A 20,279-nucleotide genomic window follows, 5' to 3' on the forward strand; every position below is an offset into this window, starting at 1 on the left:
GCCGTCAACTGAAACTTTTGAAGCACAGATCAAGAATTTTTTCAATAAAAGTTTAAAGATTTTTGCTTTTTTTTGAAATCTCATACGGAATGCTTAACGAAAGAGCCTTCTTCTAGTAAAATAGGAAAGGATCTTTAATTAAATTGTGTTTTTGTCAGGAGATAGTTACAATTGACTGACAAACGATAAATGAATCATGTGGGGTAAGCTCCCTAGAGAAATGAGGAAAATAATGTCAATTGGTACTGGCATAGCTACAGGAAAAATCATCTTAATGGGTGAACATTCAGTTGTTTACGGTGAACCAGCAATTGCTTTCCCTTTTGCGGGAGCAAAAGTACAAGTCGAGATCACAGCAAATGAAACAAACACCTTGATTTCAAGTTACTATCACGGTCTGCTTGAAGAAGTCCCCAACCACTTAAAAAATGTCAAAGACTTGCTGCATCGTCTGCAACAAGACTTCCACACGGGTCCTTTTGCAACCTCCATCGTCAGCACTATCCCTTCTGAACGGGGAATGGGTTCTAGCGCGGCGGTCGCTGTTGCACTGACTCGCGCTTTTTTTGATTGGATCAAAAAAGACTTTACAAAAGAAGAATTGATGACCTATGTCAACTTTTCTGAAAAAATCGCTCATGGCAATCCTAGCGGGATCGATGCTGCGGCAGCCAGTGGGACAGATGCCATTTACTTTATCAAAGGGCATCCCATCACTTCGTTTCCCCTCACGATCGACGGTTATTTGCTCGTCGCTGATACTGGAATCAAAGGGCAAACGAGAGAAGCAGTCAAAAGTGTCGCCCATCTTTTTGAAACCAGCAAGCAGCTGGCTAGTCAAGCAATCCAGCGTTTAGGGATCGAAACCAAAAAAGCTAAAGAGGCCATCATAGCCAATCAATTAGAAGTATTAGGTGAAAGCATGAACAACGCCCATCAGGCCCTGCAGCAGCTAGGGGTCAGCAATCAGCAACTGGATCAGTTGGTTTCCTTAGCGTTGGCACACGGTGCTTACGGGGCAAAGCTGACCGGCGGGGGCCGGGGCGGCTGTATGATTGCACTAACCAAAACGAAGGAACAGGCTGAGAATATCAGCCGTATTTTATTGTCCAATGGCGCTCGTGCGGCATGGATACAAGGATTAGGAGTTTATGAACATGTATAAGGGAAAGGCTCGCGCCTACACGAATATCGCATTGATCAAGTATTGGGGAAAACAAGATGAAACTTTCATTTTACCGATGAACAATAGTTTGTCCCTGACCCTCGATGCTTTTTACACAGAAACAACGGTGGCTTTTTCACCCGATTTTACGCAAGATCGCTTTACATTGGATGGCGTGGTTCAAACAGACGCTGCCACAAAAAAAGTTGCGGACTTTTTGGATCTGGTACGAAAAAAAGCGGACTGCCCGTGGTATGCCACGGTGGAAAGTCAAAATTTTGTTCCAACCGCTGCCGGACTTGCCTCTTCTGCCAGTGGATTAGCGGCCTTGGCGGGTGCCTGTAGTGAAGCACTGGAATTAAACTTGTCGGAGCAAGAGTTATCCCGTTTGGCCCGTCGCGGTTCTGGTTCGGCGTGTCGGAGTATCTACGGCGGCTTTGCTGAATGGCATCAAGGCACCGATGAGACTTCTTTTGCCACGCAAGTGCCGTCGAATGGCTGGGAAGAAGAATTGAGTATGATCTTTATTTTGATCAACGCACAAGCCAAAGAAGTTTCCAGTCGTGAGGGGATGCGTCGAACCGTTGAAACCTCGAGTTTTTATCCGGGTTGGCTTACTGCCACCGCAACTGATCTCGTGAAAATGAAACAAGCGATTGCCGAGAAAGACTTTACTGCTTTAGGTGAAACGACCGAGGCCAACGCCTTGAAAATGCATGGAACGACCTTAGCCGCCGAACCACCTTTTACTTATTGGTCTTCTGAATCTTTACGAGCCATGGAATGTGTCCGAATGCTGCGAAAAAAAGGATTGGCTTGCTATTTCACGATGGATGCTGGTCCCAATGTCAAAGTTTTATGCCAAAAACAAGAAGAACAAACGATTTTACGTGAATTAAGTGCTCACTTTGCCTCAGAACAATTAGTAACTGCTCACGCGGGTAAAGGATTAGCCTTTTTACCGGTGGAAGAATCTTCTGCCATCAACTAAGAAGCCATTAAGAAGCCATCGATTAGGAGTGTCGAAATGATTGAACTATCCGTTCCCGGAAAACTATTTATTGCTGGTGAATACGCCGTTGTCGAACCTGGTCATCCTGCAATCATCGTTGCCGTTGACCAATTTATTACAGTCAATGTGGAAGAGGCCCGTAAAAACGGCAGCATCCAGTCTGCCCAATACAGCGACCTGCCGATTCGCTGGACGCGTCGCAAAGGCGAATTAGTCTTAGACCATCGGGATAATCCTTTCCACTATATTTTGGCAGCCATTCGTCTGACGGAAAAATATGCCCAAGAAAAAGGCATCCCCCTTTCCTTTTACGATTTAAAAGTGACCAGTGAACTGGATAACTCGAATGGTCGCAAATATGGCCTCGGTTCCAGCGGTGCCGTGACTGTTGCCACGGTCAAAGCATTGAATCTGTACTATCAAATGGAAATGGATCGGTTGACCCAATTCAAAATTGCGGCTCTTGCCCATCTCGCTGTTCAAGGCAATGGGTCGTGCGGTGATATTGCGGCCTCTTGTTATGGCGGCTGGATCGCTTTTTCAACCTTCGATCACGACTGGGTCTTAGCCAAACAAAAGGACCATACCTTAACAGAATTGATCGCTTTCGATTGGCCAGGATTATCGATCCGTCCCTTGACGGTTCCGAAATCGCTTCGACTATTGATTGGTTGGACAGGCTCTCCTGCCTCCACCTCTGATTTAGTGGATCAAGTCTATCAATCCAAAGAAGAAAAAGAAAACGCCTATGCTGCCTTTTTAGCAGCCAGCAAAGACTGCGTCAATCGATTGATCGACGGCTTCTTAAATGAAGACAGTCGCACGATCAAAAAAATGATCACGGAAAATCGAAAGCTCCTGCGGGAGTTGTCCGCACTAACTGGTGTACCGATTGAAACCCCCGCACTTAAAAAGCTTTGTGATCTAGCAGAAAATTATTGTGGTGCAGCCAAATCTTCCGGTGCCGGCGGTGGCGATTGCGGCATCGTGATCGTTGACCAGAAAACCGGTATTTTACCATTGATGAGTGCGTGGGAAAAAGCCGAGATCACCCCCTTGCCGCTGCATGTTTACCATTACCGGGAGGACCTATCATGAATCGAAAAGATGAACATGTTTCCTTAGCAAAAGCGTTCCATAAAGAACACAGCAACGATTTTGATGCAGTTCGCTTGGTCCACCAGTCCTTTCCGCAAATTGACGTGGCTGATGTGGCAATTACGACGACTGTCTTTGACCGCTCATTTTCCAGCCCTTTTTTCATCAATGCCATGACAGGCGGCAGTGAAAAAACCTTAAAAATCAATCAAGAGTTAGCAGAGATCGCGCAAGCCTGTGATTTGATGATGGCAACCGGCTCCGTTTCGGCTGCCTTAAAAGACCCAAGTGTCGCCGATTCTTTCCGCATCGTCCGCAAAGCCAATCCTGACGGCTTCTTATTAGCCAATATTGGTGCGGGCAGTCCCGTTGAAAATGCACAACGGGCAGTAGAACTGTTTGGCGCCGACGCCTTGCAGATCCATCTTAATGCACCACAAGAATTAGTGATGCCCGAAGGCGATCGTCAATTTAGCCAATGGCTGTCCTTATTGGAAAAAACGATTGCTTCCGTTGCCGTTCCTGTTGTCGTCAAAGAAGTCGGCTTTGGGATGTCCCGTGAAACGATTCAGCAGTTACTGGCGATCGGCGTACAAACGATTGATGTTGCTGGCAGCGGCGGCACAAGTTTTACTCAAATCGAAAATGCTCGTCGAAAAAAACGTGAATTGGCGTATTTAGACACCTTTGGTCAATCCACCGTGATTTCCTTGCTGGAAGCAAATGAGATCCAACAGCCCTTTACCCGCATCGCTTCAGGCGGCGTTCGGGATGCTTACGATATCTTCAAAGCACTTTGCCTTGGTGCGGATAGTGTAGGACTATCCGCCACGATCCTCGTGCTGCTTTTGTCAAAAGGCAAAGAAGAAACCATCGTCACCTTACAATCATGGAAGGAACAGCTGCAGATGCTCTACACAATGGCAGGACAGACAAGCACTAAAGACCTCACCAAGGTTCAGCTGATTTTTTCTGGCGCTGTCAAAGAGTGGTGTGAAGCACGTCAAATTCCCTTAGCAAAGTATAGTTTGCGTTGAGAGATCCAATCGCTGACTACCACATCAAATAAGTAAAAGCAGTACAATTCGTTTTTTATTGTGCTGCTTTTTTTGTGTTCTTTTTTCTATAATAGTGAGTTTCCATTTATCATTTGGATAGTAGCGTTATTTAATCGCTACTTGATAATCACTTTCATTATCAGGTACGTTGTTTTTTTACCATCTTGTTTTCGAATGTGCTATGCTCAAGTTGAGGGAGGAACAATCGATTGTTTCTTGAGAAAAGGATCGGTTTTTTCATTCCTAGACTACATTCAAAAGGAGGCGTTTCTTATGAGTAAATCCGAATCGTCGGCTGTTTTTTCAACGATTGCTTGTTTGCTATTGATGGCAACTGGCTTTCTTATGGCATCTTTTTCCATTCCTTATAGCTTTGTCCCTTATCTATTAGCGATTCTTGCCGGGGGTTGGAAACAAACCTGGGAAGGCACGCAAGAATTGGTGCACGACAAACGGTTGAACGTCGATCTACTGATGGCGTTAGCCGCCATTGGTGCCTGTATCATTGGCCATTGGTTTGAAGGGGCGATGCTGACCTTTATCTTTTGTTTGAGCGGTGCCCTTGAGGAATATACGACCAACAAAAGTACGCGAGAAATTAGTTCATTAATGGCACTGCAACCAACGACTGCCTTAAAAATGATTGAATCTGGGGAGCTCGTCGAAGTACCAGTCGAAGCCCTTCAGTTAAAAGATACGATTATGGTGGCAAAAGGCAGTGCGATCCCGATCGACGGTATCGTGATCCAAGGAACCAGCAGTGTCGATGAGGCGGCCATCAGTGGCGAATCCATTCCTGTCGAGAAACGTTTAGGCAGTGAAGTCTTTGGGGGAACCATCAACCTTGGGCAGCCATTGTACATTGAAGTTACTCAAACGAGTGAAAACACCCGCTTTGCAAAAATCATTCAATTGGTGGAAGAAGCGCAGCAAATGCCAAGTCAAACGGCGACCCTGATCGAAAAAATCGAACGGATCTATGTGCCGATCGTCCTGATCGCCGTCCCACTAATGATCGTTTTGTGTACGTTTTTCACGAATTGGGGGTTCCAAGAAAGTTTTTATCGTGGCATGGTCTTACTAGTAGTGGCATCCCCTTGTGCCTTAGTCGCCTCTGCTACTCCTGCGACGTTAGCAGCCATTTCTCACGCTGCTCGTTTGGGCGTTTTATGCAAAGGCGGACAAGCCTTGGATGCCTTTGCCAATGTCAAAGCGATCGCTTTTGACAAAACCGGAACGCTGACTCGAGGCAAACCTGCTGTCACTGATGTTCATCTGTTGCTGGATGAACCCTTTATTCCCCAACTGATCGTCGGGATGGAAAAACAATCAAATCACCCATTGGCTGAAGCGATCTTGGCGTATTTTCACGATGAAAAGCCATTGGAATTAGCCGTGGAAGAACAAGCGGGGATCGGTCTAGCCGCCACTTACCAAGCTGCCCATTGGACGATTGGAAAAGAAGTCGATTTAACCTCTGTTGCTGCCAGTGAGCAAACCCGCATCCAAGAATTGAAAGCAGCCGGAAAAACCTTGATTTATATCAATCGAGACCGTGTATTAGCAGGGTATTTAGCACTATTGGATCAGCCCCGTCCTGAAGCTCGTGAGAGTCTTGCCTACTTCAATAAGCAAGGAATTCACACGACGATGCTGACGGGTGATCATTTAGGTACTGCTAAAGTGATCGCAGCAGAAATCGGCTTGTCTGACTACGAAAGTGATTGCCTGCCTGATGAGAAAACCACTCGGATCAAAGAAATGAAAGAAACCTACCAAATCAATGCGATGGTCGGTGATGGGATCAATGATGCCCCCGCCTTAGCGACCGCAAGTGTAGGGATCGCTATGGGCGAAGGAACCGACGTCGCAATGGATGTGGCGGACATCGTCTTGATGAAAAATGATTTGCTGCGCTTGGTCGACAGTCACCGTTTGGCTAAGAAATTACAGCGGATCATCAAACAAAACATCGTCTTTTCTATCAGTGTCATCTTGTTGCTGATCGCTTCAAACTTCCTTGAATTTCTCACGCTACCTCTAGGGGTCGTGGGTCATGAAGGAAGCACGATCTTAGTTATCTTAAACGGATTGCGTATGCTTTTGCCATTACACAAAGAAACACCCCAGCAAGCCAAACCAACCCGCAAAGATTGCGATGATTGTGTCTTGTATCAACAGTCTTTGCATACGTGACCACTATCTGCACTAGCAAAAACGCCCATTGTTGGCACTTCACTAGAAGTCCATCAACGGGCGTTTTGCTGTTTTTTCTACTTATGCTTGATTGGCAAGTTGTTCCGTGTAGAGTTTGCCATCGTACATCTTAAAGAATGGATAATAGCAGAGAATGGAAACCCCTAAGTTGATCAAAGCGATCAGGATGGCTCGGAAATCACCGCCGGTTCCTAAAAACGCCCCTATGCCCACCGGTGAAATCCAGGGAATTCCCGTAATGACTTTATCGACAAAGCCAAACGAGCTAGCAAAGTAAGCAATCGTCACGTTGATCAAAGGTGTTACGATAAAGGGGATGATCAAATACGGATTGTAGACGATCGGTGCCCCGAAGATCACTGGTTCATTGATGTTAAAAAGCCCCGGTAAGATCGCTGCTTTTCCTAAGACTTTGAGCTGTTGTGATTTTGCCACAAACAGCATCAATAAAACCAATCCAAGTGTACTTCCTGCGCCGCCCATAAAAATATACATGTTCACAAAATCCCCAGCAAAAATATTATTGGCACCATCGATATTTTCAGTTAGAGCCACCAATAGGATGGGATTGATGAAACTATTTTTAATAACTGCCGTCCCATGAACCCCCACTGCCCATAAGAGGTGGATAAGGAGCATAATCACGATGATTCCTAACCAAGAACCCGTCAACTCCTTCACGAATTCAAATGGTTTGGATAGCAATCCGTGAAGATCCGTGTGGAAAACCGCCAGTACTCCATTGATCGCCACCATCAAAAAGGCAATCAAAATCGCTGGGATCAATGACGCAAATGCTTTGCTGACTCCATCGGGAACCCCTTCAGGCATCTGGATGGTGATCTTTCTTTTTACACAAAAACGATAGACTGACGTAGCAAGTACTGCAGTGATAATCCCGATGAAGATCCCTACTCCACTGAAGCGAGTGATCCAACCGCCTAAAGCGACCCCATTATAAACAATGGCGGTTTCGCTTTCTGACTGCAGCAATTGTGCCGCACCATCTGTGATATCGACTTGGACGATCGTCATTAAAAAGGCAAACAAACTTAATAACGCCCCTACAAAACTGCTCATAGTCAAATGCTCTTCTTTATGATAAATCTCAGTTAAATAATACCCTGTTGCTAAACAATAAAAAACAGCAATCGAGCCAACAGACATGGTAGTTACGACACTATAAAGTGGTGAAAATCGTAAAATCGTTTGTTCAAAAAAGCCAGCCAGTGGTGGAATGATTTGTGGTAAATTATTGATGATTAAAAAAATCGATCCGACGATCGTAAAAGGGACCGTAATGATCCCTGCTTGCATGATTGCGCGAATAAAGCGTAAATTCGCCAACTTATTCAAAGGCGGCATCAAACGCGTTTCTAAAAAGGTAAAAACACTTGTCATCGTTACTCCTCCAACGAAGGGATCGCCCCTTCTTCAATCAGCTTTTGATACCAATAAAAGCTGTCTTTTCTCACTCGTTTTTGTTCTTTTTCCTGTGCATCATTGCGATCCACGTAAATGAAGCCATACCGTTTTCGAATCCCCTCATGTACACTGATCAAATCAATGGCAGACCACGGACTGTATCCGATCAGATCCACCCCAGCATTGATTGCGGCTAAGCATTGGCTGATATGCTGCGATAAATAGTCGATGCGGTACGGATCATGAACCGTGCCATCTGCTTCTAGATGGTCTTCGGCCCCTAAGCCGTTTTCGGTAATGATGATCGGTAAGTGGTAACGATCATAAAGTGTTTGCAACGTCGTTTTCAGCCCCAAGGGATCGATGGTCCAATTGAAGGCATTTTTCTTCAAGAACGTATTGGTGAACCCTTTGTAAAAACCACGCTCCATAATGTCTTCACTTTGCTGATCGCTGATACCGTTCTTCATGTCCCCAGCTTCCGTCGGCTGCTCCACTGTCACTGTGGTGTAGAAGTTCATCGCGACAAAGTCAGGCTTAGCCCGTTCCATCAACGCCTTATCCTCCGGACCAAAGTCAATCGTGAGCCCATTTTGGTTCAAATAATCTTGAAAGACCGTATTGTAACGACCGAAGCAGGCGAAATCAAGGTACGCCCAGTTCCGGACACTGTTGAAATACAACGCTGCTTGGTTGTCTTCTGGTCGACTAGTCGCCGCATAGACCAAGGAAATATTTGGGACCGGTCCGATTTTGCCATTCGGTACGATTTCATGACACGCTTCGAAAGCATATTTTTCAGCGATCATCAGGTGATGAAATTGCTGGTATTTTTCTGATAATGGAATCTTTTTCCCTAATATTTTTTGATCCACCAGCAGCATGATATTTGGTTCATTGATCGTCAGCCAGTGCGTCACTCGATCCCCATAGGCTGTAAACAGCGTTTTGGCGTATGCGGCAAATGCCTCAACGGTGCTGCGTTTTGTCCAGCCGCCTTCGTCTTCCAATGCTTGCGGCAAGTCAAAATGGTTCAACGTTACAAAGGGCTGAATGCCGTGTTTCAGCAATTCATCAATGACATCGCTGTAATGATCCAAGCCTTTTTGATTAATAGTACCGCGCCCTTCTGGAAAAATTCGCGACCAAGCGATCGAAAAGCGGAAAATTTTGATCCCCATTTCTGCTAACAAGGCGATATCCTCTTTGTACTGGTGGTAATGGTCGACAGCCACAGTAAAATCCGCGATCTTGTGGTTGTCTCTTGGACGAGTATCTTGGACACTCAGTCCCTTGCCATCGGTTTGATACGCTCCTTCGGTTTGGTGAGCGGAAATCGATGCTCCCCATAAAAAATCAGTTGGAAATGTTTGTTTCATATCGTACTCCTTATCCTAAATAAGATGCGTTTAACATCTTAGAATTATTGCTTGCATGGCAAAGACAATATTCTGAATTATCTCTTATTTTTCGCGGTAACGCAAAAAATAACTCCTGTCAAGTAAGACCCTTTTGAAGATGTGCTACTTAGACACAAAAAAAGCAAAGTCCAGTTTCCTAGACTTTGCTTATGATTTAGAAGTAGCAGCTTATTTTTGCTCTGCTTTATCTTCGTTCAATAGTGCTTTTCTTGAAAGGTTCACACGGCCTTGTTTGTCGATTTCTGTGACCTTCACTAAGATTTCGTCGCCTTCTTTGACAACGTCTTCTACTTTGTTGACCCGTTCGTTCGCAAGTTGTGAAATGTGAACTAAGCCGTCTTTGCCTTTGATTAAGTTGACAAACGCGCCGAATTTTTCAACACGGACAACTTTCCCAAGGTACACTTCGCCAACTTTTACTTCTTTCGTCAATTCTTCAATGATCTTGATAGCTTTTTGGATCATTTCTGCATCAGCAGAAGCAATCGAAACTTTTCCGTCTTGATCAATATCGATTTTCACGCCAGTTTCATCAATGATGCCATTGATGGTGTCGCCGCCTTTACCGATTACATCTTTGATCTTCGCAGGATCGATTTGGATCATTTCGATCTTCGGTGCGTATTGGCTTAACTCTTCACGAGGAGCAGCCAATGTTGATGTCAATTCATTTAATATTTCCATCCGTGCTTTTTTCGCTTGATCTAATGCTTCTGTCAAGATTTGTTCAGTGATTCCTTGAATCTTGATATCCATTTGTAACGCAGTGATCCCATCTTTGGTTCCAGCAACTTTAAAGTCCATATCGCCAAGGTGATCTTCTAAGCCTTGAATATCAGTTAAGATCGTGTAGTTTTCACCATCAGATACAAGTCCCATTGCGATACCTGCAACTGGTGCTTTGATTGGCACCCCTGCATCCATCAATGCTAAGGTTCCTGCACAGATACTTGCTTGAGAAGAAGAACCATTTGATTCTAATACTTCTGCAACGAGACGGATTGTGTAAGGGAAGTCTGTTTCATCAGGAATCACTTGTGCTAAGGCACGTTCGCCTAATGCACCATGACCGATTTCACGACGTCCTGGTGAGCCGGCACGACCAGTCGAACCAACAGAAAATTGAGGGAAGTTGTAATGGTGGATGAATCGTTTTGATTCTTCAACCCCTAATCCATCAATGATTTGGTGTTCTCCTAAAGGTGCTAACGTACAAGCGGACAATGCTTGGGTTTGTCCCCGAGTAAATAGACCAGAACCATGAACACGTGGCAATAAGCCAACTTCTGATGCCAGTGGACGGATTTCGTCTAATTGACGACCATCCGGACGAATCTTGTCGATAGTAATCAATTCGCGAACCACATCTTTTTCAAGATCTTCCGCGATTTGTTTCACTTCTTTCAAGAATTGTGCTTCCTCTTCATGTCCAGCAAATTTTTCTGCATACACTTCTTTCACTGTGTCTTTGACTTTATCGATCTCGTCTTCACGAGCCAATTTTTCTTCAGTCATAACAGCAGTTTTCATTGTTTGGTAGTAGCCGTCGAAAATTTCTTTTTTCAAGTCAGCATCTACTTGTAACAATTTGACTTCCATTTTTGGTTTGCCCACAGCTGCGACAACTTCTTCTTGGAAGGCAACCAATTCTTGGATAGCATCAAAACCGAATAATAACGCACCTAACATGTCTTCTTCAGAAACTTCTTTCGCGCCTGATTCAACCATGTTGATGGCTTTTTTCGTTCCAGCTACTGTCAATTCGATATCGGTTTGTTCTGCTTGTTCTACTGTTGGATTCAAGACGTACTCGCCATTGACCCGACCAACATCAACACCAGCGATCGGTCCGTCAAACGGGATATCTGAAATAGACAATGCTAAAGAAGAACCTAACATTGCCGCCATTGCTGGCGTACAATCTTGCTCAACACTCATTACGATGTTTGTTACTTGCACTTCGTTACGGAAACCTTCCGCAAACATTGGACGGATCGGACGATCGATCAAGCGGGCAGTCAAGGTTGCTTCCGTACTTGGACGTCCTTCCCGTTTGATAAAGCCACCAGGTACTTTCCCTACAGCATACATTTTTTCTTCGTAATTGATTGTTAATGGGAAAAAGTCGGTATCTTTTGCTTCCTTAGATGCAACCGCTGCACTTAGGACAACCGTATCGCCATAACGAACCAATACAGCTCCGTTTGCTTGTTTGGCTAATTGGCCAACTTCTACTTCTAATGGGCGGCCGCCCCAAGTTGTTTTGAATACTTGTTTTTCTGTCATGTTCTGCTCCTTTTCATCGGATCCCAGCAAGTCACTACTAAACAAATGAAAAAATCGGAATGTCGTTCCGCTGCTTTCATTTGGTTAGTAGGATGCTGCTTACAAGGACCCAAAATTCTTTTTAGCTGCGCTTTTTGATTCACCAGTCAAAAGGCCGCTCTTTCGGTGTTTCACTTTTTAGATGGCTCGAGATCACCTGTCAGACTGCATCAGCTGTTTTAGCCGACACTGCAGTCGCAGTGATTCCGCTGCTTGATCACTACGCTCGCTGCTCTCGCCTAGTAGGTTTCATCATCTGCTCTGTGCGGCTTGCGCCGCCCAGTCGCAGCGATTCCGCTGCTTGGTCACTACGCTCGTTTCCATCGCCTAGTACTATTCATCATCTGCTCTGTGCGGCTTGCGCCGCCCAGTCGCAGTGATTCATAGCAAAAAAGTGAGATTCGGGTTGAACCTCACTTTTCTTTGTTTGATTAACGACGTAATCCTAAAGCTTGGATTAATTCGCGGTAACGTTGTACGTCTTTTTGACGTAGGTAAGCTAATAAGTTACGACGATGTCCAACTTTTTTCATCAACCCACGGTATGAATGGTGGTCTTTTTTGTGCATACGTGCATGTTCGTTCAAATGGTTGATTTCTTCTGTTAAAACAGCGATTTGAACTTCTGGAGAACCAGTATCTCCTTCATGACGTGCAAATTTGTTGATGATTTCGTTTTTGCGTTCTTTTGAAATTGCCATGTTTTTCACCTCTTTTTCTTTTTCCCCTGCGACTGAGTAAAACGTTGGTGATTCGTTAAACCAAGTAACAGGTACTGTGCTTTTCACACGTAATTACTTTACTTGATTCTAAGGAAAAAAGCAAGTTTATCTACCTATTCTTTTCGTTTCTTTTGAAAGCTCCTCCAAAACTTATGTTATACTTAGGATACTACTCTATCTAAAGGAAGTGTAAGGATGAGCGTTCTTTCCCGAATCGAGAGCATGAAAAATGAATTATCGCTTTCTGAGAAGAAACTCTTCGCATTCATGGAGGCCAATCCTGAAAAAGTGCCGTCGATGACTGCGAGTCAATTAGCAGAAGCCACTGGGATCAGTGCGCCGACTGTCGTACGCTTTGCGAAAAAAACCGGCTTTGCTAGTTTGACAGATTTAAAAATACAATTATCTGCGGAATCCGGCTTGCGCCAAAATGCCAATGAAAACTTGGGCTATGCCGATGTTGAATTAAATGAGCCCTTTCATGCCATCACATCTAAATTAAGCCACAATGCACAGGTGACTATGAATGAGACGGCCCAATTGTTAGAAGAACAGCTGATGTTGGCTGCCGCTGAACTGATCGCGACTCGTGAGCGAATCTTTGTCTGCGGGATCGGTGCTTCTTCATTGATCGCACAAGATATCCAACAAAAATGGACCCGTTTAGGCAAAATCGTCGTGTTTGAAAATGACTACAATCTCTTGTTGCCGCAACTCGTCAAAAACGAGAAAAAAAGTCTCCTCTGGGTCATTTCCAACAGTGGACACACGCCTGAGATGGTTCACTTAGCAGAAATCGTTAAAAATCTTGGCGTCCCGATTCTGTCACTCACCCGATTTGGCAGTAATCCGTTAACAAAGTTGGCGGATGTTCCCCTGCAAGTGTCCCGTTCCAAAGAAGCCAACCAACGTAGTGCTGCTACGAATTCGATTATCGCCCACCTATTGGCGGTCGATGTCCTTTTCTATGTCTTTTTAAGCAAGAATGAAAAGCTGGCACGCAATATCTATGCCTCACGCCAAGCCATTGCCGATTTTCGTGAGAAGTATTTATAAAATATTCATAGCCAAAGAAGTCCGCAGGAAAGTTTTCCTGCGGTATTTTTTCTTCTAAGGACACTTTGATCAATCAAGGGCATTCTTGGCAGCTACTTCTGCCAACCAAAAACTGGACGCTTTGGGATAACGCTTGAAGTCATTTTTCAAATCCACTCGATAAAACCCATAACGGTTTTTATATGCATTCAACCAGCTCCAGCAATCCATAAAGGTCCACATATGGTAACCGAAACAAGGAGACCCGTCTTCGATTGCATGATGCAGCTGACGCAAATGGTCTTCAACAAAGGCGATCCGATACGTATCATTGACCTGCCCCGTGGCGTCCATGAACCGTTCTTCCTCAGATACCCCCATGCCATTTTCGGAAACAAACCATGGCATGTTTTGATAGTCATTCTTTAGACGCATCGCGATATCGTAAATCCCTTCTGGATAGATTTCCCAGCCGCGATGAGGATTGATTTTTTTCTCTGGCCAATCGTACCCACGAAATAACTGACGTGGCTCAAAGGGACCGGATGCTGCCTTCTGCGGAAGTGGTGCTTGGATCCGCAACGGTTGATAATAATTGCAACCAATAAAATCTACGGTATTTTCACGAAAAATTTCCGCATCTGTTGCTTCATATTCAGGGGACAATTGATGCTCCTTGAATAAGCTCGTTAGCTTTTCTGGAAATTGTCCATAAACGACACAGTCCAAAAAACTGCGAATATACAAGAGATCTGCCCATTCAGCGGCTTCTCGATCAGCCGCTTCTTGACTTTTTGGATAAACAGGTGACAAATTCAAGATGATACAGATTTCTCCATCAGGAAGTGCGATTTTACGAAACTCAGCAACTGCCTTCGCATGGGCTAACAAGGTATGATAACCAACTTGAATTGCCCGCTTGAAATCACGCACTTGCGGCCAATGAGCATCTCCGTAATACCCACATTCAATATGCACCAATGGTTCATTAAAGGTCGCCCATTTTTTCACTAAATCGCCAAATTGTTCAAAAGCAGTTTTTGCATAAAATGCAAAATGGTCCACGGATTCCCGTGCCTCCCAACCTCCTTTTTCCATCAGCCACCAAGGCATGTCAAAATGAAACAAATTAATGATCGGTTCGATGCCTTGATCCAGCATTTCCTGAAAATATGCCCGATAAAACCGGACTGCCGTCTGATTCAATGTTTTTCCATCTGGTAATAAGCGGGTCCATGCAATCGATGTCCGATAGGAATTCAAGTTCATGGCCTTCATGTTTGCTACGTCTTCCCGGTATTGATAGTAGGTATTTGAGGTGTCGCTTGGTCCGACACCATCGTAAAAGCGTGACGGCTCCAACTCAAACCATTTGTCCCATGTAGAGGGACTTTTGCCGTCAACCACTGCGGCCCCCTCGGTTTGCGGTGCTGACGCGGCCGCTCCCCATAAAAAGTTTTTTGGAAAGTGAATCATTCTTTTGCTCCTTTCTGAATTACCTGCCACGTGCGGTCAGGGTTGGACCGTTGAAATACAAATCGATACTGCTGACCTGCTGTTTCGACTTCCAGACAAAACGATGTTGTTTCTTCCAAGGAAATTGCCAGCTGCTGCAATGATGCTTCACCGATCACGAGTTGAAAAGTTGCTTGTCCTTGACTAGGCACCCATACTTTTTGAAAGCCGCATAAGACTTTTTTCCTCGGCACATATGCTTTTGTATACTCTTTTAGATAGCATTGGACCACTTCTTTACCAGACACAGTAGAATGATTTTCAAGTGTGCCACTGACGATAATGCCTTCCCCTGCATATTCAGCCGAAACCGAGCTGCAAATAAAAGAGGCATAACTAAGCCCATAACCAAAAGAATATACTGGTGCGCCTTTTTGATCGAGGTAGTCTTTTTGAAACGCTGTGTTGCGATAATTATAACAGACAGGCAGTTGTCCAACTGTATCAGGAATAGAAACTGCTAATTTCCCACTAGGTACCGTTTCACCAAAAAGAATCCGAGCAATCGCTTCCCCTCCATATTGGCCGGGATAGCCAACGTAAAGCACCCCATCGAACAAGTCTTGCAAAGGAGCTAAGCAATGCGGTCGACCGGAAATCACGATCCCAATCAGCGGCTTTTTACTCTTCTTCAACGCAAACAGTAAATCCAACTGGCATTGCGGCAAATCGAGGGTAGCCAAGTCGATGTTTTCTCCACTGGTCATTTCCTGAGATCCCCTTAAGACGGCACCGTTTTTGTCAAAATCCGTTGTGAAATCACGGGCACTGGAGCCGCCGATCGTCACTAAGACGACATCCGCTTTTTCTGCAATCTGACAGGCTTGCCTTCGTTGAGCCAGTGTGCCACTAGAGATTTCGCAGCCTTTCTCGTAGAAGAAGTCAGCTTGATGCGTACTTAAACTGGTCAAACCTTCCCAAAGGGTCGTACATGTTGTTTCTTCCTTGAATGGCGTATAATCCCCCAGCTGATGATAGAGCTGTTTAACGTGAGGACCGATGACGGCAATCTTTTGTCGCGTTTTCTTCAAAGGCAAAATACCATTGTTCTCTAGTAAAACAATCGATTCCTCCGCCAATTTCAAGGCAACTTGTTGCGCCTTTTCTTTACGGGGCAATGAAACACGGGGCGTTGCTTCTTTAAACAAGCCAAGTTTTTCTTTCAAAAGAAGCACACGACGGACTGCATCATCGATCGCCGTTTCCGCAAGTAGCCCCTCAAGGACAGCTTCTTCTAACACTGGGAAAACTTCATCCCATAAACTAACATCCACACCGCTGGTCAAGGATTTGGCGGCCGCTTGTGGGTGGCTCCCCAGCCAGTCAGCAATTCGATCCAGCCCACACCCATCGGCCATCACAATTCCCGTAAAGCCACTTTCTTCTCGTAAAACATCTTGCAGCAAATAAGCATTGGCATGGCATGGGATACCGTCTAGATCATTGTATGCAGCCATACACCCCAAGGCCCCAGCAGCAATCCCCGCTTTCATTGGTGGCAGATGGATCTCGCGGAATTCCCGATCACCAATTGCCACTGGCCCTGCATTGTGTCCCCCAATTCCTGCACCTTGGGCAGCAAAGTGCTTCAATACCGCTAAAACGTTCTGCTTTTCTATCGTTGTTTTTGATCCTTGTAATCCTCTGACGGCTGCTTTGGTAAAGCTACTGGTCAAAAACGGATCTTCACTGAAACATTCTTCTGTTCGCCCCCAACGAGGATCTCTAGCAATGTCCAATGCGGAAACCAAGCCAACATGGGCTCCTTTTGCCCGAATCTCTTGAGCAGTGATGGTTTGGGCCGCTTGATACAGCTCTGGATTCCAACTAGAACCAACACTAAAATTGACCGGAAACGTCGTCGCTTCTAAACCTTGGTGCCCGTGAGGACACTCTTCACTGAGAAGGGCCGGAATCCCCAGCCGAGTGTGCTCCTGCAAATAAGTTTGAATCATAAGTGATAGCTCATAGGACTCCGTGGTCGTCAGGCCTGTTTGCTGATTTCTACCTGACCAAGGATCAGCTCGAAACACGCCGTAAATCCAGCCAAGACTGCCAAAACGAGCTACTTCTTTTTTAAAGGTTTCAGTCAACATAATTTTTCCGTTAGTTTTTTCATAAACTTCCCAACCATACAGACGCTGATTCAGCTGGCCGATTTTTTCTTTCAATGTCATTTGTCGTAAAAGTGTCTCAATCATATGCTTCTCCATTTCTATTTAGTCTTCTAAATAAAGCATGATGGTCTGGATCTCAAATGGCTGGAAATGGATTGTGATGCTTTGGGCATCAAGCGGCTCGATCGGCAGTTCAGCGACGGTTTCTTCCAAAAGATTCGTTAAAACCGCTTTTTTGATTCTTTTTTGGCAACGCAATTGACAGGCGGTGGTTTGATTGTGATATTCATACAACCGCACGATCAGTGCCTCTTCATCTTCGGCTTTTTTCACCGTATCCAGCAAGACATTCTTTTGATCGACTGCTAGAAAAGCTTCTGCTGATAGTTGTGGCACACTTGGAACGGTTAGAACGGGAACATTCAATGCCAAAGCTTCTTCCATCGTTTGCGCGTCTTGCCAAGTTCCTTCGTGGGCGTACAAGGAATAGGTAAACTCATGAAGGCCTTGATCCGCTTCAGGATACGGATCGATCGGCGATTTGATCAAAGAAAGCCCGATTTTTTGATAATCCGTATTGAACCCATATTTCGAATCCGTCAAAATACTAACCCCATAATTCCCTTCTGAGAGATCTACCCATTTTTGTCCACAGCTCTCAAAACGCGCTTGGTCCCATGTCGTGTTTTGATGCACAGGCCGTTTTACCTGCCCGAATTGAATATCAAACGTTGCTTCCAATGTGTTAACATCAATCGGCATCAATGCCTTTAACAGCAGTTGATGCTGGTGCCAATCAACCGTTGTTTCAAAATCGATTCTTCCCGTGCCATGGTAAAAATGCAGCCATTGCGTAATAAAAGAATCTTCAAACTGACGTTTGATCTTCAAGGTATCGCGAATCTCCCCTTGCTCAACGACCTCGGCTGAGAGAACTTCCTTCACAGGATAAGGCTTCTTCTGGTAATAAATATCAATGTCCCACGCATCATAATCCATTGGCAGATCTTCGTAAGCCACTAACTGATTCAACCGCTCGCCTTTTGGCACGATTTCTCGCTGCTGCCGTTTGTCAAATAAAGAGATGATGTCAAAGTGTTTGTCAAAAATCACTTTAAAATCCGCCGTTTCAAACGATTCCTCCAGCCGCATTGCCACTTGCTTTGATAAAGGCACAGCTGAGACAGGGGTCAATGTTTTGCAGCTCAATCCAGCCATGGCGAGAATTTTGACTAAGAGTCGGTCATCATGGGTCCGCTGAGTCAGGTAAGCTTCTTTGATCCCTGTCTGATCGTCTAAATAGACCAGACCCGTCCGCTCTTGTCCCAGCGGATTAAAGACATGCCATGACGTAGCTTCGGCTGCTTGCGCCGCTGGAATCAAAGCTTCGATCAGCTTGCAGCCTTTATCAAAGAGCTGTTGATATTCTTGATCCGTCTGATCATAAACTTCTTTGATCGAGCTTCCCGGCAGAATGTCATGGAATTGATTAAATAGCAGCTGTTTCCAAAGTTGTTCTAATTCAGCTTGCGGATAACGATTGATTGCACAAATACTATAAAGTTTTTCAATCGTCTGTAAGAAAAATTCTCCTTGGCGATTGGCCTTCTTGTTTTTGCCAATCGAAGTCAGTGTTCCACGATGGTATTCAAAGTACAATTCGCCGTACCAGACTGGGCCAGATTTTTCCTTAAAAGAATCTGCCAGTCGATCAAAAAAGCCCCCCACATGATTGCCAGTAATCGTCGGCATATCCGGCAATGTTTTTTGCAGCCGTTTCTGGACTTCTAGCATCTCTTTCGTCGGGCCTCCGCCACCGTCACCGTACCCATAGGCAATCAAAATTTCGTCGTGCTGATCTTTTTGCTGATAACGTTCAAAACTGCCTTTGATCGTGTAAGGATCTAGCAATCCATTATACGTCGTATAATAATCTCTTGGACTGTATCCTTCACTGATGGTGGTAATAAAATGCGTCAAAACGCGGCTGCCATCAATTCCTTGCCAATAGAAGGAATCATAAGGAATTTGATTGAACTGGTTCCATGACAGCTTCGTCGTCATAAAGTAGGGCGTATTTGTTTTGCGTAAAATTTGCGGCAAGGCGGCTGAATAACCAAAGACATCCGGTAGCCATAAGATGCGGCTATCGACTTGAAATTCCTCTTTCATAAACCGTTTGCCATAAAGGATCTGACGAACCAGCGATTCCCCTGAAGTCAAATTGCAATCGGCTTCCACCCACATCGCCCCGTCAACTTCCCATCTTCCTTCTCGAACTTTTTCTTTGATTGCAGCGTAAAGTTCAGGATAATGTGTTTTCATGGAGAGATACAGTTGTGGTTGGCTTTGAAAAAACGTGTAATCTGGATACTCCTCCATCAATTTCAAGACCGTCTGGAAACTGCGCTCACCTTTTTCAATTGCTTGCTGTGCCGTCCAAAGCCACGCCAGATCGATGTGGGTATGGCCGACAGCCGTCACTTTTTGTTTTGGTGTATGCGCTGGTAAGTAACATGACGCAAGCAGTTGCTTGGCTTTTGCGAGACTTTCATAGAATGCCGCTGAGTAGGGCGTACGAAAATCCAAGACATTGGCGACTTGACCAAGAACTTGTTGATAAAATGCTTCGTCACCGCCAAACGCACGAATGGCACGCCAACTATCAAACAGCGTATAAAAATCAAACCAGAGTTCATTGACGACAGGATCCAATGCCAATAAGTTGATATGCAGTGGGAATGGTTTATCGGAACGGCCCGAGAACAGATCAATCTTCAGTTTGACTGCTTTTTGTTGATATCCTTCAGCCAAAGTGACCTCTCGATGATTGACATCGATAGCTTGGACATAGGTATCGTCCAAATAAATTTTGATTTGGGGATTGGTGGTGTTGTCCCACTCTGAGAGGCTTGAATAGACTTGTAAGACACAAGGATTCCCTACCCAATCATTGGGAACTTGAAAGCTGCCTTTCAGCTGATAATAGGTGTTTTTTTCTCCGAAATAACTCCCTTGCTCATACGGTACCCAATCCTCTTGTTTTAAAAAAAGCGGGTCTATTGGCTGTTGATAGCGTACACGGTACTGTTTTAATTTGTAGAAAATTTTTCGGATGCGTTCAAACTCGTAAGGCTGCATAACTCTCATTTTTCATTTGACTCCTCTA

The 20,279-nt window shown here is 44.9% G+C and carries 13 protein-coding genes; 6 read left to right on the plus strand and 7 right to left on the minus strand.

The window, feature by feature from the left end; all coding sequences use genetic code 11:
- Positions 1–232 precede the first annotated feature (232 nt).
- The 5 genes from mvk to IGJ17_RS14175 all read left to right on the plus strand — a co-directional run bounded on the left by mvk (position 233) and on the right by IGJ17_RS14175 (position 6,529).
- Positions 233–1,165: a mevalonate kinase gene (gene mvk, locus IGJ17_RS14155; RefSeq protein WP_176374300.1), complete on the plus strand. Its 933-nt coding sequence runs from the start codon at positions 233–235 to the stop codon at positions 1,163–1,165.
- Positions 1,158–2,156 carry a diphosphomevalonate decarboxylase gene (mvaD, locus tag IGJ17_RS14160; protein WP_034872145.1) on the plus strand — a complete coding sequence of 333 codons (999 nt, stop codon included), beginning with the start codon at positions 1,158–1,160 and terminating at the stop codon, positions 2,154–2,156. Before mvk ends, mvaD begins: the two co-directional genes overlap by 8 nt.
- Before the next feature lie 36 nt (positions 2,157–2,192).
- Positions 2,193–3,275 (plus strand): phosphomevalonate kinase, encoded by a 1,083-nt coding sequence (locus tag IGJ17_RS14165; protein WP_005233792.1) that lies wholly within the window; start codon positions 2,193–2,195, stop codon positions 3,273–3,275.
- Complete coding sequence (gene fni, locus IGJ17_RS14170) at positions 3,272–4,312, plus strand: type 2 isopentenyl-diphosphate Delta-isomerase (RefSeq protein ID WP_016621890.1); 1,041 nt, start codon at positions 3,272–3,274, stop codon at positions 4,310–4,312. The genes IGJ17_RS14165 and fni overlap by 4 nt, the downstream gene beginning before the upstream one ends.
- A gap of 294 nt (positions 4,313–4,606) precedes the next feature.
- The gene (locus tag IGJ17_RS14175; RefSeq protein WP_221928391.1) at positions 4,607–6,529 is read left to right on the plus strand and encodes a heavy metal translocating P-type ATPase; all 1,923 of its coding nucleotides are present in this window, start codon (positions 4,607–4,609) and stop codon (positions 6,527–6,529) included.
- Positions 6,530–6,610: 81 nt separating this feature from the next.
- On the opposite strand, the gene celB is transcribed toward IGJ17_RS14175, so the two are convergent.
- From celB to rpsO, 4 genes are all read right to left on the minus strand, one after another.
- On the minus strand, positions 6,611–7,951 hold the full coding sequence (gene celB / locus IGJ17_RS14180; RefSeq protein WP_034872146.1) for a PTS cellobiose transporter subunit IIC: 1,341 nt from the start codon (positions 7,949–7,951) through the stop codon (positions 6,611–6,613).
- A gap of 2 nt (positions 7,952–7,953) precedes the next feature.
- Complete coding sequence (locus IGJ17_RS14185; RefSeq protein WP_074536709.1) at positions 7,954–9,354, minus strand: glycoside hydrolase family 1 protein; 1,401 nt, start codon at positions 9,352–9,354, stop codon at positions 7,954–7,956.
- Between the two features lie 210 nt (positions 9,355–9,564).
- Positions 9,565–11,682 carry a polyribonucleotide nucleotidyltransferase gene (pnp, locus tag IGJ17_RS14190; RefSeq protein WP_008379486.1) on the minus strand — a complete coding sequence of 706 codons (2,118 nt, stop codon included), beginning with the start codon at positions 11,680–11,682 and terminating at the stop codon, positions 9,565–9,567.
- Between the two features lie 470 nt (positions 11,683–12,152).
- On the minus strand, positions 12,153–12,422 hold the full coding sequence (rpsO, locus tag IGJ17_RS14195; protein ID WP_005228072.1) for a 30S ribosomal protein S15: 270 nt from the start codon (positions 12,420–12,422) through the stop codon (positions 12,153–12,155).
- A gap of 216 nt (positions 12,423–12,638) precedes the next feature.
- Between rpsO and IGJ17_RS14200 the strand changes: the two genes are divergently transcribed.
- Positions 12,639–13,499 (plus strand): MurR/RpiR family transcriptional regulator, encoded by an 861-nt coding sequence (locus IGJ17_RS14200; RefSeq protein WP_008379484.1) that lies wholly within the window; start codon positions 12,639–12,641, stop codon positions 13,497–13,499.
- A gap of 69 nt (positions 13,500–13,568) precedes the next feature.
- Here IGJ17_RS14200 and IGJ17_RS14205 read toward each other — a convergent pair whose 3' ends face one another.
- The 3 genes from IGJ17_RS14205 to IGJ17_RS14215 are packed head-to-tail and all read right to left on the minus strand — an operon-like array spanning position 13,569 to position 20,260.
- Positions 13,569–14,954 (minus strand): glycoside hydrolase family 1 protein, encoded by a 1,386-nt coding sequence (locus IGJ17_RS14205; RefSeq protein ID WP_016612898.1) that lies wholly within the window; start codon positions 14,952–14,954, stop codon positions 13,569–13,571.
- Positions 14,951–17,206, minus strand: a complete 2,256-nt coding sequence (locus IGJ17_RS14210; protein WP_429961556.1) for a glycoside hydrolase family 3 N-terminal domain-containing protein — start codon at positions 17,204–17,206, stop codon at positions 14,951–14,953. Before IGJ17_RS14210 ends, IGJ17_RS14205 begins: the two co-directional genes overlap by 4 nt.
- A 6-nt stretch (positions 17,207–17,212) precedes the next feature.
- A complete protein-coding gene (locus tag IGJ17_RS14215; protein ID WP_429961557.1) occupies positions 17,213–20,260 on the minus strand; it encodes an alpha-mannosidase in 3,048 nt (1,015 codons plus the stop codon).
- Positions 20,261–20,279: the final 19 nt, after the last annotated feature.

The organism is Enterococcus sp. DIV1096b (assembly GCF_050498765.1).
GTDB lineage: Bacteria > Bacillota > Bacilli > Lactobacillales > Enterococcaceae > Enterococcus_D > Enterococcus_D entomosocium.

Bases quoted from the DNA above. Each gene is read 5' to 3' on its own strand.
- mvk (WP_176374300.1), top strand. From the start codon at position 233: ATGTCAATTGGTACTGGCATAGCTACAGGAAAAATCATCTTAATGGGT.
- mvaD (WP_034872145.1), top strand. From the start codon at position 1,158: ATGTATAAGGGAAAGGCTCGCGCCTACACGAATATCGCATTGATCAAG.
- IGJ17_RS14165 (WP_005233792.1), top strand. From the start codon at position 2,193: ATGATTGAACTATCCGTTCCCGGAAAACTATTTATTGCTGGTGAATAC.
- fni (WP_016621890.1), top strand. From the start codon at position 3,272: ATGAATCGAAAAGATGAACATGTTTCCTTAGCAAAAGCGTTCCATAAA.
- IGJ17_RS14175 (WP_221928391.1), top strand. From the start codon at position 4,607: ATGAGTAAATCCGAATCGTCGGCTGTTTTTTCAACGATTGCTTGTTTG.
- celB (WP_034872146.1), bottom strand. From the start codon at position 7,951: ATGACAAGTGTTTTTACCTTTTTAGAAACGCGTTTGATGCCGCCTTTG.
- IGJ17_RS14185 (WP_074536709.1), bottom strand. From the start codon at position 9,354: ATGAAACAAACATTTCCAACTGATTTTTTATGGGGAGCATCGATTTCC.
- pnp (WP_008379486.1), bottom strand. From the start codon at position 11,682: ATGACAGAAAAACAAGTATTCAAAACAACTTGGGGCGGCCGCCCATTA.
- rpsO (WP_005228072.1), bottom strand. From the start codon at position 12,422: ATGGCAATTTCAAAAGAACGCAAAAACGAAATCATCAACAAATTTGCA.
- IGJ17_RS14200 (WP_008379484.1), top strand. From the start codon at position 12,639: ATGAGCGTTCTTTCCCGAATCGAGAGCATGAAAAATGAATTATCGCTT.
- IGJ17_RS14205 (WP_016612898.1), bottom strand. From the start codon at position 14,954: ATGATTCACTTTCCAAAAAACTTTTTATGGGGAGCGGCCGCGTCAGCA.
- IGJ17_RS14210 (WP_429961556.1), bottom strand. From the start codon at position 17,206: ATGGAGAAGCATATGATTGAGACACTTTTACGACAAATGACATTGAAA.
- IGJ17_RS14215 (WP_429961557.1), bottom strand. From the start codon at position 20,260: ATGAGAGTTATGCAGCCTTACGAGTTTGAACGCATCCGAAAAATTTTC.